Origin of the sequence: Streptomyces sp. NBC_00328 (assembly GCF_036139655.1) — a bacterium.
Taxonomy (GTDB): Bacteria; Actinomycetota; Actinomycetes; order Streptomycetales; family Streptomycetaceae; genus Streptomyces.
In genome coordinates, this window is sequence record NZ_CP108013.1 from 8,895,610 (window position 1) to 8,909,844 (window position 14,235).

A 14,235-nucleotide genomic window follows, 5' to 3' on the forward strand; every position below is an offset into this window, starting at 1 on the left:
GCTCGCCTCGCCGACAGGGCCCCGACGGTGTCTGATGACTCTGTGGTGGCTGCACAGAAGATGAGCCGACCGGCCGTCGGCGCCCTTCAGACGCTGGTGATCGCCGCCTGCTACTACGGAGCAGGGCGGCTGGGACTCATGCGGCGGCTCACTGTCGAAGGAGCGGTGTTCACACCCATCTGGCCGCCCACCGGCGTGGCCGTCGCCGCCCTGCTGCTCCTGGGGATCCAGGCGTGGCTCGGGATCGCCATCGGGGCACTCCTGGTCGTCCTGTCCCTCTCCTCGTTCACCTCGCTCCAGTTCTCCGCGGCGGGCATCGTCGCGGGCAACACCGTCGCTCCGGTCTGCGCCTACCTCCTGCTGCTCGCCGTCCACTTCCGCACCGATCTCAGCCGGTTCCGCGACGGTCTCGCCCTGGTGTTCCTGGCGGCCCTGGGCGCCATGACGATCAGTGCGACCGTGGACGTCGGCCTGCTGGTGGCCACGGACAAACTCGCCCTGGGCGACTTCTGGCCGGTCTGGCTGGCGTGGTGGGTGGGCGACGCGATGGGCGTCCTGATCGTCACCCCGGTCATCCTGATGCTGTACGCCATACGACCCCCGATGCGACTGACACGGTGGAAGGAGGCCGCCGTGATCCTCGTCGTGGCCGGCGTCATGGTGCCGGTCGCCACCCGCAGTTCCATCAGCATGCTGTTCCTGGTCTATCCGCTGCTGATCTGGGCGGCCCTGCGATTCGAGCTCCCCGGCAGTGTGGTGTGCGCCCTGTTCGCCTCGGTCATGGCCACCGTCGCGGCCACGGAGGAGGTGGGCCCGTTCTACCGGCTGAGCCATACCGAGGTCATGATCAAGCTGCAGGCCTTCAACGGAACCATGGCCCTGACGGCCCTCCTCCTGTCCGCCGTCATCACCGAGCAGCGCAACACCAGACGCTCCGTGGAACGGGCCTGCCAGGAACTGGTGGAGGTCCTCGAACATCTGACCGCCGGGAATCCCACGCCCAGACCGCCTCCCCTGGGGGAGGACGGTCACGCCTGACGGCGGCACGGTTCCGCCGTCCGGCCCGGTGCCGCCGCCCGGCCCGGTGGGGAAAGATGAGACCACCAGCGAAGAACCACCGATGCGGAGGTGCGGGCACATGCAGCACGAGCGAGCGGGCCGTCCGGCCGGACCCGAGGATCTCGTCGACGTGGCCCGGTTGGTCACCGCGTACTACGCGCTCCACCCCGACCCGGCCGAACCCGGCCAGCGCGTCACCTTCGGTACGTCCGGACACCGCGGTTCGTCCCTGGCGACCGCGTTCAACGAGGACCACATCGCCGCGACGAGCCAGGCCATCTGCGAGTACCGCGACGGCCGGGGCATCGACGGCCCGCTCTTCCTGGGCGCCGACAGCCACGCGCTCTCGGAACCCGCGAAGGTCACCGCCCTGGAGGTGTTCGCGGCCAACGACGTGTCCGTGCTCCTCGACAGCGCGGACGGCTACACGCCCACCCCGGCGGTGTCGCACGCCATCCTCACGTACAACCGCGGACGCTCCAAGGGCCTCGCGGACGGTGTGGTGGTGACCCCGTCCCACAATCCGCCGGCCGACGGCGGCTTCAAGTACAACCCGCCGAACGGCGGCCCGGCGGGCTCCGAGGCGACCTCCTGGATCCAGGACCGGGCCAACGAACTCATCAGGGACGGCCTCAAGGACGTACGCCGCGTCCCCTACGCCCGGGCGCTCGCCGCACCCGGCACCGGTCGCCACGACTTCCTCGGCACCTACGTGGCCGATCTGCCGCAGGTGCTGGACCTGGACGCGATTCGGGCGGCCGGGGTCCGCATCGGCGCCGACCCGCTGGGCGGGGCCTCGGTCGCCTACTGGGGGCGCATCGCCGAACAGCACGCGCTGGACCTGACGGTCGTCAACCCGCTCACCGACCCCACCTGGCGGTTCATGACGCTGGACTGGGACGGGAAGATCCGGATGGACTGTTCCTCGCCGTACGCGATGGCCTCGCTCATCGAGAGGCGCGACCGTTTCCAGATCTCCACGGGCAACGACGCCGACGCCGACCGCCACGGGATCGTCACCCCGGACGGCGGGCTCATGAACCCCAACCACTATCTAGCCGCCGCCATCGCCTACCTCTACTCCCACCGCGAGCGCTGGCCCGCCGGGACGGGGATCGGCAAGACCCTGGTGTCCTCCGGAATGATCGACCGGGTCGCCGCCGATCTCGGCCGCCGGCTGGTCGAGGTGCCCGTCGGATTCAAGTGGTTCGTGGACGGGCTGGTCGACGGCTCCCTCGGGTTCGGCGGCGAGGAGTCGGCGGGCGCGTCCTTCCTGCGCCGTGACGGCTCGGTGTGGACCACGGACAAGGACGGCATCATCCTGGCCCTGCTCGCCTCGGAGATCACGGGAGTCACCGGGAAGACGCCCTCCGAGCACTACGCCGGACTCACCTCGCGCTTCGGGGAGCCCGCCTACGAGCGCATCGACGCCCCGGCGTCGCGCGAGGAGAAAGCCCTCCTCGCCAAGCTGTCGCCCGCGCAGATCACGACCGACACGCTCGCCGGGGAGGCCGTCACCGCGGTCCTCACCGAGGCGCCGGGCAACGGCGCGCCCATCGGCGGCATCAAGGTGACCACCGAGAACGCCTGGTTCGCGGCCCGTCCGTCGGGCACCGAGGACGTCTACAAGATCTACGCGGAGTCGTTCCTCGGTGCCGATCACCTGCGCCGGGTGCAGGACGAGGCGAAGGCGGTGGTCTCGGCGGCCCTGTCCGGCTGACACCACGCCGCCGGCGCCGTGGTCTCGTCGACACGGCGCCGGTACCGCCAGGGGTGTCGTTCGGATCACCCAGGATCGGGCCGGCCGCCGGCCGCTGATCAGGGGGTCTTACGAGATGGCCCGGAGCCGGCCATGGGGTTGGTGGCGGAGCTGGTCGACTGCCTGGGCCGTTCTCTCGTCGGCAGGGAGGAAGACGACCAGCTGTTGGGCGTCCGAGGAGAGTTCGAGGGTTTCGCGAAGGAGCTGAAGTTCGTGCCCTGACGGGTGGTTGAGGCGGAGAGCTCCACGTCGCGGAACCACGTGACGGTTCAGGCGGCGCGTGAACTCCGGGCCGGCGATGGAGGCGAGCTCGGTGGTGAACCACTCGGAGTTCTCGACGGACGGTCCGAGCCACAGGTCGAAGGCATGTTCGTCCGCGACCTCGTCCCAGTCGGCGAAGAACGTCCGGGCGCGGGGGTCGGTGAAGACGTAGCGGGTGAGGTTAGGCGGGTCGGCGTCGAGCAATCCGGTACGGCTCGTCACCGACTCGTAGCCGCTGGTGTGGGCGAGGACGTCACCCAGCCGGTTGGTCACCATGGCGATCCCCGGTTCAAGGAGGCGGAGTGTCTCCAGGACCGACGGGCGGACGTCGCGGCGTGGTGGTGCGGGCCGTGTGTGAGCGGAACATACGCCGCCAGTGATCTTTGCGAGGTAGCGCAGGTGGTCGCGCTCGGAGCGGTCGAGACCGAGCGCGTCGGCAAGCGCGTTCACCACCGCCACCGACGGATTGCGGTCTCGGCCCTGTTCGATGCGGGTCAGGTATTCGACGCTGATGCCGGCCCGCGCGGCGAGGTCCGAGCGCCGCAGCCCCGGTGACCGGCGGCGGCCGTGATCCGGCAGTCCCAGCGATTCCGGCTGGATGCTGTCGCGCCTGGCCCGGACGAAATCCCCCAACGGCGAACCCATGCCGTGAGCATACGGCGCTGCCCGCTGAGCGCGGACTGCTCAGACTGGCCCTGCGGGGGCTGGCCTGAGCACGGTCTGGTCGGATCCCCGCAGCGGCCTGATCGTGGTGGGCATGGAGAACAGCGACAAGCTTGTGATCATCGTCGGAAGCGTCCGGGAGGGACGGTTCGGCCCGGTTGTGGGGTCATGGGTGGCCGAACAGGCAGGCCTCCACGGTGGTTTCGATGTGGAAGTCATAGATCTGGCCGAGATCGACATCCCGTTGGCGCTGCCCTCGGCATCGCCGAAGTACGCCGGCGACGGGTACCCCCGTCCGGCGGGGATGGCGGCACTGACGTCGGCTCTGGAGGGTGCTGACGCGTTCATCGTGGTCACGCCGGAGTACAACCACAGCTATCCCGCCTCGCTGAAGGCGGCCATCGACTGGCACTTCACCCAGTGGACGGCCAAGCCCGTCGCCTTCGTCAGCTATGGCGGTGCGGCAGGCGGCCGGCACGCCGTGCTGCACCTGGAGAACGTGCTGACCGAGTTGCACGCGGTGACGATTCGCGATGGTCTTGCCTTCCCGAACTACTTCACCGCGTGGCAGGACGGTCGTCCGCTCGATCCCGAGTCCCCCCGGTACGCCAAGACGGTGCTCGACCAGTTGGCCTGGTGGGCGGCCGCACTCCGGTCGGCGCGCAACGCCGCTCCCTACCCGGCCTGAGCGGCGACGACGGAAGCTCCCGCTCGGGCGCACCGATCTGCCGGTCGGCACGGTCGCGCTCGGTCGCAGGGGTTCGCGACCGCCCTCGCCCGATGCCGGACCGAGGGCGGACCGTCGTCGCCGACGGTGGTCGAACCGTCCCCGGAGGCCTCGCGAATCTCGGTGCCTGGCGGTTCGGCGGCATGATGGCCCGTATGCACATCCGTATCGACGCCGACGACCTGCCCGGCCTCACCTGCCCGGCTCCCGAAGGCCGCGGCACCGTCGCGGCGTACGACAACATCCACGTGGCGGTGCAGCTCCGTGACCGTCCGGCCGAACTGCTCGATCCCCAGCCCGGCGACGGCGCCTTCGCGACCTGGACCCTCCCCTGCACGGCCGCGCCCTCGCCGACGGGGATCGAACTGAAGGGCCCCTATCTACAGGACCGCCTGGGGCACCGGTTCATCTATCTGTCGTGGGGCACGGTCGACGAGGCGGGTGTCTTCAGTATGTTCCGTCGCGCCAAACTCATGCTCGACGCCGTCCCCGCGGATGTGCTCGACGCGGCCGCGCGCGAAGGCCTCCTCGTCGGGCGGCTGGGGCTGACCGACGCGCTCGGAAACCCGCGGTGCGCCCGCGTCGTGCCGCCGGACATCGAGTGGACGGCCGAATCCGCCCCGTAATCCCCGCGCGCACCCGAGGTGGTGCCGGGGCGACGGGCCCGGCGGCACCCTCCGAGTTAGAACCTATAACGAAAGCTCTTGACGCTCACGCCCGTGCGTTATAGCTTCTAACTAAAGCGATAGTAGATAACTCGCGCGGAGTGCAGTGGAGGTCGTCATGAACGCCGAAGGGCTCGTCGAGGTCGTCCTGCCGGGCAAGGTGGAGCCGGAAGGGCTGGAGATCCGGCACGGCGCCGTGCCCGTCCCGGGCCCCGGTCAGGTCGTCGTGCGGATGGAGGCGACTGGCGTCTCCTTCGCCGAACAGCAGATGCGCCGCGGGCGGTACTACGACCAGCCTCCCTTCCCCTTCGTTCCCGGCTACGACCTGGTCGGCACGGTTCTCACCACCGGCCACGGGGTCGACCCGGGCCTGACCGGCACCCGGGTCGCCGCGCTGGTCAAGGTCGGCGGCTGGGCCAGCCATGTGCGCGTGGAGGCGGCCGACGTCGTACCGGTGCCCGACGGCGTCGGGGCGGCGGAGGCGGAGACCGTGGTCGTCAACGGCGTCACGGCATGGCAGATGCTGCACCGCAAGGCGCGGATCGGCGCGGGCCGGACCGTCCTCGTGCACGGCGCCAACGGCGGCGTCGGTTCGGTCCTGGTCCAGCTCGCGCGCGCCGCCGGCGCCAAGGTGATCGGTACGGCCTCGGCACGTCACCACGACTCCCTGCGCGAACAGGGCGTCATCCCCGTCGACTACCGCACCGAGGACGTCCCGGCGCGCGTACGCGAACTCGCGCCCGGCGGGGTCGATGCCGTGTTCGACCACGTCGGAGGCCGCAGCGCCGTCGACTCGTGGCACCTGCTGGCTCCCGGCGGCACGCTCGTCTCCTACGGCAGCGCCTCCACCCGGGACGACACGGGGTCCAAGCAGTGGCCCGTGCTCAAACTGCTCGGCCGTGTCTGGCTGTGGAACGTCCTGCCCAACGGCCGCCACGCGTACTTCTTCAACATCTGGGCCGGTCGGGCCCTGTCCCGGACCCGGTTCCGGGCCCGGCTGCGCGCCGACCTCACCCAGGTCTTCGGCGCCCTCCAGCGCGGTGACGTCACCGCCCGGATCGCCGCCCGGCTGCCGCTGACCGAGGCTGCCGAGGCGCTGCGGCTGGCCGAGTCCGGCACCGTCGCCGGAAAGGTCGTCCTCAATCCGTAGGCGGGGACCCCCGCCCGGTGCCGCGGCGCTGTCGGACAAGCCTCAGGGGCGCTCCTCGACGACCATCTCGCCCAGGAGGGACCAGTCGTCCTGGGGGACCTTCATGTTCACGATGCGCGGTGTCGTGGTCAGGTGGCGAGGCAGGGCCTGCTGGGCGGCCTTGAAGTGCGCGGACTGGACGTGGGAGGCCCCGGCCTCGTCGTCCCGGAAGGCCTCGACCAGGACGTACTCCGTCGGATCGTCGAGGCTCCGGGACCAGTCGAACCACAGGCAGCCGGGCTCGGCGCGGGTGGCCGCCGTGAAATCGGCCGTGATCTCCGGCCACTTCTCCGCGTCCTCGGGGCGGACGCTGAACTTGACGGTGATGAAGATCATGAGGGCTCCTCGGGTCGGTGTCGAGCCATTCTGTGCCGTCAGCGGCAGGTGAACACCAGGGGCCTGTAGGCCGATCGGGGGAACCTCGGCGACCTGATCGCTCCTGTCCGGCGCCCGGCCTCGAACGGCCTTGCGGAGCCACGGCGGGCTCTGTATCGTTTTTCGATAACATCGATAATCGATATGGGGGAGTCATGGCGAGGGTACGCAATCCACTGGAGCCGATGTCGAGCGCGGTCACGATGATCGTGACGCTGATCGCGGTGGTGACGGTCCTGGGCGTGTTCGGTTCGATGTTCGTGGACGGAGTCAGCGTCCTCGGCATCGGGGACACGACGATCTGCGTCACGGACACGACGAACACGGTGGGCCCCGACATGCCGTCCCACATGGGGTTCAAGGCGGCGCCGGGAGCCTCGATGGGCCTGGACGCCCACCCGAGCTTCTGCACCGACGATCCCGGCACGGCTCAAGGCCTGCTCAACACCGCGACGCAGGTTCCCTCGTTCGTCTTCACCGTCGGGGCGCTCCTGCTCGTCCTCCGGCTGATCAGGGGAGCCGAGGGCGACGGCCTCTACACCGCGCGGACGGCGCGGCGGTTGCGGCGCTTGGGCTGGTGGCTGCTGGCCGGCAGTGTGCTCGCCGCGATCGCGGAGTCCGTGGGCGAGAAGGCGCTGATCCGTTCGCTGAGCAGAGGCGGCGATGTCAGCGCCCTGTCCGGGCTCATCTCGTGGGACGCTCCGTACATGGCGATACTCACCGGCCTCGGCGTTCTCTCCTTCGCCCGGATCATGCGCGTCGGCGTCGCCATGCGAGAAGACCTCGACGGAACGGTCTGATGCCCGAGGACAAGGAGGAGCACGCGATCGAGGTCCATCTCGACCGTCTGCTCGAAGAACGCGGGATGACCCTGGCGGAGCTCGCGGACCGGGTCGGTGTCACGCATGTGAACCTGTCGATCCTGAAGAACGGCCGGGCGAGAGCCGTACGGTTCACCACGCTGACACGGCTCTGCGAGGTGCTGGAGTGCCAGCCGGGGGACCTCCTCAGTTATCGCCCGCCCGAGTAGGGGACCGAACGGACCGTCATGTGACAGCCCGTTCCCCCGGCCCGGGGGCCTCGGCTTCGGGCCGTTCGTCGGTGAGTTCGGGCTCCAGGCCTTCGCCGACGTCGGCGGGGGGCCTGCCCGTGTCGGCCCGCCAGGCCTCGAACGCCCAGGCGGTGAGGGTGACGACGGTCAGACCGAGCAGCCAGCCGCCCAGCACATCGCTGAACCAGTGAACGCCCAGCGCGACGCGGGTGAAGCCGACACCGAGGACCGAGAGCACGGCGGCGCCCCAGCACAGCGCGCGCAGGGAGCGCGGCACCATGGGCAGCAGGACCAGCAGCAGGACGGCGAACGAGGTGGTGGCGGTCATCGCGTGGCCCGACGGGAAGGAGAACCCGGGCGCCCGTGCCACCGGATCCTCCAGCGACGGACGTGCCCGCTCGACGACCGTCTTCACCAGGAGCCCGATGAACCCGCCGGCCACCGCTGTCACCGCCGCCCACGCGGCCAGACGCCAGGCCCGGCGGTACACCAGCCAGACGGTCAGCAGGGCGACAGCCGTGCGCAAGGTGACCGGATCCCAGACCCGGTCGGAGAGGAAACGCAGTGTGCTCGTCCAGGCGGGATGCTCCAGGGCGATCTCGTGCAGCCGGCGGGCCGCGCCCGCGTCGAGCCGGCGCAGGGGTTGCCACCGGCCCTCGACCAGGACGAGGAGCAGGCCGAACGGCACCGCCGTGATCGCGGCCACCGCGGCCGAGCCGAGCAGCCGGGCGCCGAACCGTCGGTCGGCCGCCCGGCGGCGGTCCCTCTGGGTCCGGACCGTTGCGCGCGCCGCCATTCAGACTCCCGGATCGGGTTGGACCGGACCGGGGCGCCGCGCGCGTGAGGCCTCCAGCTGGGCGGCGAAGGACAGTCCGAGGAACAGGGCGATCGAGGTCAGGTAGGCCCACAGCAGCAGCGACATGAAGGCGCTGAGAGGGCCGTAGACCGTGTCGAAGGTGCCGCTGAGCCCGAGATAGAGGCTCAACAGCCAGGTCAGCGCCGTCCACAGCACGAGGTACACGGCCGCTCCGAAGGCCAGCCAGGTGTAGCCGGGTTGGCGACGGCGGGGCGAGCGGCGGAAGACCGCGCTGGCCGAGATGAGGGCGAGGAGCAGGCCGAAGGGCCAACGCAGCATGTCCCAGGCGGTCTTGGCGCCGCCGTCGACGTGGTAGACCGTCACGACGGCGGACGCCAGGTCGCCGCCGGCCACCATCAGGACGAAACCGAGGCCGAGCGGGATCCCCGCGCTCAGGGACATGGCCAGGCCGCGCAGATACTTCCGGTGGAACACGCGGTCGCGTTCGTTGCCGTAGATCCGGTTGGCACCGCGCTCGATCTGGCACATCGCGGTGGTCACGTTGACCAGGGAGAAGGCCAGCCCGAACCACAGGGCGACCTGCGCCCCGTCGCCCGCCGTGTGCCGGCTGCGGCGCAGCGCGTCGTCGACGACGTCGGCGCTCGGGCCCGCGGCGAGCTTGCGGATCGTCAGTTCGGCGACTCTGCCGATGTTCTCGGTGTGCAGGGCCGAGGACAGGCCCACGAACGCGATGGCGAGCGGGATCAGGGCCAGTACCGTCTGGAGGGCGAGCGCACGGGAATGACTGAACCCGTCGGCGTAGCGGAACCGGATGAACGCGTCGCGCAGCAGGGGCCAGCCGCCGTACCGGCGCAGCGACGCCAGGGCCTCGTCGGCCGAGAGCTCGTCGCCGGACATGGCACGGGTCTCCGGGACCTTCGTCGCGGTACCCACTTCACTTCTCCTGGGAGGGCAGCAGGACGGTCAGGGCGCCGGGCCGGACCTCGGCGGTGAGGCGCCGGCCGGGGTCCACCGGATCCCCGTCGAGCTCCCTGGACTGCGGCGCGTCGAAAGTGAGTTCGGCCCGCCGGAAGGTGAAGAACTCCACGGGGAGCCCGTGACGGTCGTCGCCCTCGGCCGCGAGGGTGTTCGCGTTGGACGGCTCCCGGGGTGCGGCGCGTCCGCGCAGCAATGTCCGGACGGCCCGCAGCCAGCCGCCGGGTCCCCGCGGGTCGAGGACCAGGAGGTCGAGCAGCCCGTCGTCGGGACGGGCGGCGGGCAGCAGGGTGACCCCGCCCTGGACGGTTCCCACGTTGGCGACGAGCACCATGCGGGCCGTGCGGCGGAAGGCGGGGGACCCGTCCAGCCGGATCGTCACCCGCATACGGGGAGTGCGCAGTGTTCCGAACCCGGCCAGCGCGTAGGCGGGCCAGCCGAGGGCGGCCTTGGCGCGAGGATCGGTGTGCTCCATCATCGCGGCGTCGAGCCCGGCCCCGGCCATGGCGGCGAACCGGGTGGCGGGCAGGCCGTCGCCCTCGATGCTTCCGAGGTCGAGCCGGCGCGGACCGCCGCTCAGCGCGGCTTCGAGCGCGGCGACCGGGGAGAGCGGCAGACCGAGATTGCGGGCCAGCAGATTGCCGGTGCCGCAGGGGACGACGGCCAGGGGAACACCGCTGCCGGCCAGGGCGTCGGCGACCGCGCGGACCGTTCCGTCCCCACCGCAGACCACGACGAGTGTCGCTCCCTCGCGGACCGCGCGGGCGCCCTGTCCGGCCCCGGGATCGTCCGCGGTGGTCTCCAGGAACACGGGTTCGCGGTGGCCGTGCCGTTCCAGGGTCCGCCGCAGTTCGTGGCGCTCGGACTCGCCGGTCACCGTGGGGTTGAGGATCACGGTGGTCGTACCGGGGGGACGCTCGGCGACGGTCCGTGCGGAGCGTGTGCCGGACGGCACGGCGGTCACGGACGGGTCGACGAGCAGGGCGCGCCCCACGATCAGCAGGGACAGCCCGCCGTTGACGAGGCCGCCCAGGACGTCCGTGGGGTGGTGCATGCCCCGGTAGAGCCTGGCGGCGCCCACGAGCAGCGGCAGGAGCAGCAGCAGCCCGGCCACGACCCTGCGCCACGGCCCGCGGACCCGGGACAGCGCGAGAACCGCCAGACCCGCGTAGAGCGCGGTCGCCGCCCCGGTGTGCCCGGAGGTGTAACTCGACGTGGGCGGCGACGCGTCGAGGCGGTCCACGTCCGGCCGGTTGCGGTCCACCGACTCGGTGATGGCCAGGAAGACCAGCGACTGGAGCGAGACGGCGACGGCGAGGAAGACCGCCTGACGCCACATCGGGAGGCGGGGTATCAGGAGCAGCCCCAGGCAGGCCAGCAGCGTGAGGGCGACGACCGTGAGGGTGTTGCCGGCCTCCGAGGCGATGGAGGACAGCGTGGTGAGGGTCCCGGTGCGGGCCTGTTCGAGGCGCTCGTTGACCGTGTCCTCGGCGGTCAGCGGCCACAGTCCGCGGGCGGGACCGGTGATCAGCAGTCCGAGGCCCACCATCGACGCGGCCTGGCCCGCGGTCAGTGCGGCGATGCGGGCGGTGGTCCGGCCGGTGCCCCGGGGCAGTGCGAACGGGCGGGCGGAGCTCACGGCTTCGGTGCGGCCGCCGGTCACTTCGGCGGCTCCGTCCGGTACGGCGGTCGGCATCGGGGACTCCCAGGGGCAGCGCGCTGCGGCCGGTTGCCGCCCGGGACGCGCTTCCTCCCGGGTCCACGGCCGTTTGCCCCCGATGGCCCCGGACAGGCCTGTCACGGCGTGGATCGGGACGAAAGCCCCCGGTCCTCGCGGTCGTCCCGTCCCGGGCGGAGCGACCGCGAGGTCGCTCCGCCCGGGACGTCGTCTCCGGGCGGACGGTGCCCGGCGGCCGCACGGGGACCGGTCAGCGGGTCCCGGCGCCCGGCTCAGCCGTGGTACGAGATGTAGCCGTTGCCGTCACGGTCGTTGGCCGACTTGGTGTACGAGTGGACGTCGGCACGGGCACCGGACGACTTGTACAGGTAGATGCTGTCCTTGTCGTTGTTCCAGATGAAGTTGCAGTTCTGGCGGTAGACGACGTTGCCGGCGTCCGAGTCGGTGCCGTGGCCGCCGCGAAGCTTCACCGAGTCCCCGGGCTCCAGGTAGTGGTTCGCCGGGAAGGTGAACTTGTTGCCCGTCGCGTCCTTGACGACGTAACCCTTCAGGTTGACGGTCGTGCCGGACGAGTAGTTCTTGATGGTCAGGTACTCGTTCTTCGTGTTGCCGCTGGAGCAACTGTTGGAGTCCCGGCCGGGCGCGTCGTACTGGACGCCCTTGATCTTCAGCGCGGACGAGTACTCCGTGGCCTGGGCCGGGGCCGTGGCGATGGCGGCGAGCGTGCCGACAGCGGCGGCGGTGACGGCCAGGGCATTGCGGATACGCATGAGGAATCCCCCCTCAGTAGTGCGGATGGAGCTCCAGGAGCATACCGATGATGTGATCAACGGATGACGGAGATGTGTGGGACTCGTGAGCGGCCGTCGGTCCTGAGCTCGCTGTGACTTCGCCCACCTCCTCTTGTCCCGACAAGAAAGGCATACCTAAGTTCTCTCCCATGGCCCCACAGAACCCCTCGCTTCCCACCGGCCCCGCCTCCGGGCTGGTCGAGTTCTCCGTCGACCTCACCGCCCAGGAGGTCCTGCGGCAGGCCCAGGTCCTGACCGCCCTCGGTCCCGACTGGGACCCCATGGAGGTGATGCGCCAGGAGGAGGCCGCGTACGCGCTTCTGTACTCCGGTCTCGACGAGCGGCAGCAGCGCGTGTACGACGACCTCGTCGCGGCCGGTGTACTTCCCCGTCGCGGAGACGGCCGTGCTGCCGCTTGACCCGCAGGCGGACATCGGGCGGCGCGCCTGGGTGACCTGCCCGAACTGCGCCGACAGCCGCGGATGCGCCTCCTGCGAGCAGCGACGGTCGTGCTCCGACCACTGGCGCTACCTGCTCTCCACCACCGGAAGCCTGCTCCACCTCCAGTGCCCCTCGTGCACCCATGTCTGGGCCCACGAGACCGGATTCGGCGCCACCCGCTCCTGGTGGAGCCGCGTCACGGGCGGCCGTCCCGGACGCTGACCCGGCGGGCCGGTATCGCGGGCGCGGGATGCGCCCACCCCCGATGACCCGCACGTCACGGCGGGGTTATCCTCAAGGGCCCCAGGCGGGTCGAACTCGTCCGACGCGCCGCTGTGGGAAGATCGCAACCCCGCACGACAGCAGTCCGGGCCCGCGCACGCCATCGCTCGAAGATTCGAGGACGCTCGCGGCCCACCGGTGAATGACGGACCGGCCCGCGCGGGTAAAGAAACTCCATGCGCATCTGCGCGAACATCCCACTGCCGAAGGACTGCCGGTCTTGGACCTCCCATACTCTGAATCTCCTGCCGCGCGACGTCCGGGACGCACGTGGACCGTCCGTATCTCCGGCCACAGCGACCGCACCGCGTCGGTCACCTGCTCCTCTCCCTGCGCCATGCCGCCGCGCTCCCGTGACCTCGCCGCGCTGCGCCGCTTCGCCGAGGCCCACATCGGGGCGCACGCCCGCGCGGCCACCGTGCACGCGGACGCCGCCTGTGCCTGCCGGCAGGCGCAGTGCGCCTCCCACGAGGGCAGTCAGGTGCACTGCATGGGCAGTGTGCTCCTGGTGCTGCGCCATGATCCGGCCATTGCCCAGGTGTGGAACCTGATGGAAGTCTGCGCCGCCTGCGCCCCGTTGATGACGCACACCCGTGTCCTGGGCCGCGCGGTGCCGCGCACCCGTACGCCGTCCGCGCCCCCCGCGCCGACGGCCGCCGCCGGTGCCCCCGCGGCCGCTCCCGCGGTCCCCGGCGGATTCAGCGCCCCGAGCGGCCCCGGTTTCAACAGCGCGGACGCACCCCCCGCACCGTCACGTCGCCGTGCCGGCGGGCATGGCCGCCCCCAGTCCCGGCAGGGCCGACGGGACCAGGGCAGATCTCGCGGCTGACCACCCGGCCGGCCCGCACCGGGCCGACCCGCGGTCACACCGTCACCGGGCCGGCCCCGCGCACAGGTCGTACCGCAGGGGGTGCAAGGTCCAAGGCGGGACATTCTCGTGAACGGCACCTGTTCGGTTGAGAGTTCATCATCGACTGAAAGATGTTGCATGGCTTTGCGCAATACTTGCAGGCGTTGCAAGGTGGCACGCAGCGCGGCTCCACGGCCGCCGCTCTCGCCGACCTGAAGGACGCCTCCATGTTCACCACCAGCCGCCTCATCCATCCGCGCGGGCTCAGGACGGCTCTGGGTCTGTCCGTCGCGATCGTGGGCCTGATGGGTGCCGCCGAGGCGCCCGCCGCCGCGCGAGACGCCGGTCAGGGGGTCCTCGCGGGCGATGCGGTCGACGCGACACCCGTTCCGGACTGCGTCCACTACTACAGCGACTGGCGCTACACGACCGTCGTCAACGACTGCGACACCACCGTGGACGTCACCGTCCAGTACACCGACGGCCAGGGCGCCCCGTGCCGCACCCTGCTTCCCCGGGCGATCGCCACCTTCGCCGGCTACGGCCCCCAGCTCAACTACGTCACCGGGCTGAGCGCCTGCACACCGCCGAGCGTGTGAAGGCGCCGGACACCCGGACGGCCCGGGCGGCGGGTTTCCCCGTGCCCGTGCCC

17 protein-coding genes are annotated in these 14,235 nt (G+C 71.1%); 11 read left to right on the forward strand and 6 right to left on the reverse strand.

All coding sequences use genetic code 11. From position 1 onward, the window contains the following. The first annotated feature begins 42 nt into the window (after positions 1-42). Positions 43-1,038 carry an MASE1 domain-containing protein gene (locus tag OG485_RS39070; protein ID WP_443048861.1) on the forward strand — a complete coding sequence of 332 codons (996 nt, stop codon included), beginning with the start codon at positions 43-45 and terminating at the stop codon, positions 1,036-1,038. A 100-nt stretch (positions 1,039-1,138) separates the two neighbouring features. Then, the gene (gene pgm, locus OG485_RS39075) at positions 1,139-2,779 is read left to right on the forward strand and encodes a phosphoglucomutase (alpha-D-glucose-1,6-bisphosphate-dependent) (protein WP_328673353.1); all 1,641 of its coding nucleotides are present in this window, start codon (positions 1,139-1,141) and stop codon (positions 2,777-2,779) included. A 108-nt stretch (positions 2,780-2,887) separates the two neighbouring features. On the opposite strand, the gene OG485_RS39080 is transcribed toward pgm, so the two are convergent. Continuing rightward, entirely contained in the window at positions 2,888-3,724 is an 837-nt protein-coding gene (locus OG485_RS39080; RefSeq protein WP_328673354.1) for a helix-turn-helix transcriptional regulator, read from the reverse strand. A gap of 112 nt (positions 3,725-3,836) precedes the next feature. Here OG485_RS39080 and OG485_RS39085 point away from each other — a divergent pair, with 112 nt between their 5' ends. From OG485_RS39085 to OG485_RS39095, 3 genes are all read left to right on the forward strand, one after another. Next, a complete protein-coding gene (locus OG485_RS39085; RefSeq protein ID WP_328673355.1) occupies positions 3,837-4,430 on the forward strand; it encodes an NADPH-dependent FMN reductase in 594 nt (197 codons plus the stop codon). A 182-nt stretch (positions 4,431-4,612) separates the two neighbouring features. After that, positions 4,613-5,095, forward strand: a complete 483-nt coding sequence (locus tag OG485_RS39090; protein WP_328674820.1) for a DUF5990 family protein — start codon at positions 4,613-4,615, stop codon at positions 5,093-5,095. Positions 5,096-5,252: 157 nt separating this feature from the next. Continuing rightward, complete coding sequence (locus OG485_RS39095; RefSeq protein WP_328673356.1) at positions 5,253-6,284, forward strand: medium chain dehydrogenase/reductase family protein; 1,032 nt, start codon at positions 5,253-5,255, stop codon at positions 6,282-6,284. A gap of 42 nt (positions 6,285-6,326) precedes the next feature. On the opposite strand, the gene OG485_RS39100 is transcribed toward OG485_RS39095, so the two are convergent. After that, a complete protein-coding gene (locus OG485_RS39100; RefSeq protein WP_328673357.1) occupies positions 6,327-6,659 on the reverse strand; it encodes a putative quinol monooxygenase in 333 nt (110 codons plus the stop codon). A 194-nt stretch (positions 6,660-6,853) separates the two neighbouring features. Here OG485_RS39100 and OG485_RS39105 point away from each other — a divergent pair, with 194 nt between their 5' ends. Both OG485_RS39105 and OG485_RS39110 read left to right on the forward strand, forming a co-directional pair. Beyond that, the gene (locus OG485_RS39105) at positions 6,854-7,498 is read left to right on the forward strand and encodes a DUF2975 domain-containing protein (protein ID WP_328673358.1); all 645 of its coding nucleotides are present in this window, start codon (positions 6,854-6,856) and stop codon (positions 7,496-7,498) included. Continuing rightward, positions 7,498-7,728: a helix-turn-helix domain-containing protein gene (locus tag OG485_RS39110; RefSeq protein ID WP_328673359.1), complete on the forward strand. Its 231-nt coding sequence runs from the start codon at positions 7,498-7,500 to the stop codon at positions 7,726-7,728. The genes OG485_RS39105 and OG485_RS39110 overlap by 1 nt, the downstream gene beginning before the upstream one ends. A gap of 16 nt (positions 7,729-7,744) precedes the next feature. On the opposite strand, the gene OG485_RS39115 is transcribed toward OG485_RS39110, so the two are convergent. The 4 genes from OG485_RS39115 to OG485_RS39130 form a co-directional block, all read right to left on the reverse strand. After that, complete coding sequence (locus OG485_RS39115; RefSeq protein WP_328673360.1) at positions 7,745-8,545, reverse strand: phosphatase PAP2 family protein; 801 nt, start codon at positions 8,543-8,545, stop codon at positions 7,745-7,747. Then, on the reverse strand, positions 8,546-9,499 hold the full coding sequence (locus OG485_RS39120) for a YihY/virulence factor BrkB family protein (RefSeq protein WP_328673361.1): 954 nt from the start codon (positions 9,497-9,499) through the stop codon (positions 8,546-8,548). A gap of 1 nt (position 9,500) precedes the next feature. Further along, positions 9,501-11,237: a diacylglycerol kinase family protein gene (locus tag OG485_RS39125; RefSeq protein ID WP_328673362.1), complete on the reverse strand. Its 1,737-nt coding sequence runs from the start codon at positions 11,235-11,237 to the stop codon at positions 9,501-9,503. A gap of 254 nt (positions 11,238-11,491) precedes the next feature. Next, on the reverse strand, positions 11,492-11,989 hold the full coding sequence (locus OG485_RS39130) for a lamin tail domain-containing protein (protein WP_328673363.1): 498 nt from the start codon (positions 11,987-11,989) through the stop codon (positions 11,492-11,494). A gap of 170 nt (positions 11,990-12,159) precedes the next feature. Between OG485_RS39130 and OG485_RS39135 the strand changes: the two genes are divergently transcribed. From OG485_RS39135 to OG485_RS39150, 4 genes are all read left to right on the forward strand, one after another. After that, the gene (locus tag OG485_RS39135; RefSeq protein ID WP_328673364.1) at positions 12,160-12,429 is read left to right on the forward strand and encodes a DUF6400 family protein; all 270 of its coding nucleotides are present in this window, start codon (positions 12,160-12,162) and stop codon (positions 12,427-12,429) included. Next, entirely contained in the window at positions 12,416-12,673 is a 258-nt protein-coding gene (locus OG485_RS39140) for a hypothetical protein (RefSeq protein ID WP_328444843.1), read from the forward strand. The genes OG485_RS39135 and OG485_RS39140 overlap by 14 nt, the downstream gene beginning before the upstream one ends. Before the next feature lie 397 nt (positions 12,674-13,070). Beyond that, positions 13,071-13,562 carry a hypothetical protein gene (locus tag OG485_RS39145; protein ID WP_328673365.1) on the forward strand — a complete coding sequence of 164 codons (492 nt, stop codon included), beginning with the start codon at positions 13,071-13,073 and terminating at the stop codon, positions 13,560-13,562. Between the two features lie 185 nt (positions 13,563-13,747). Then, entirely contained in the window at positions 13,748-14,182 is a 435-nt protein-coding gene (locus OG485_RS39150) for a hypothetical protein (protein WP_328673366.1), read from the forward strand. The last annotated feature ends 53 nt before the right edge of the window (positions 14,183-14,235 follow it).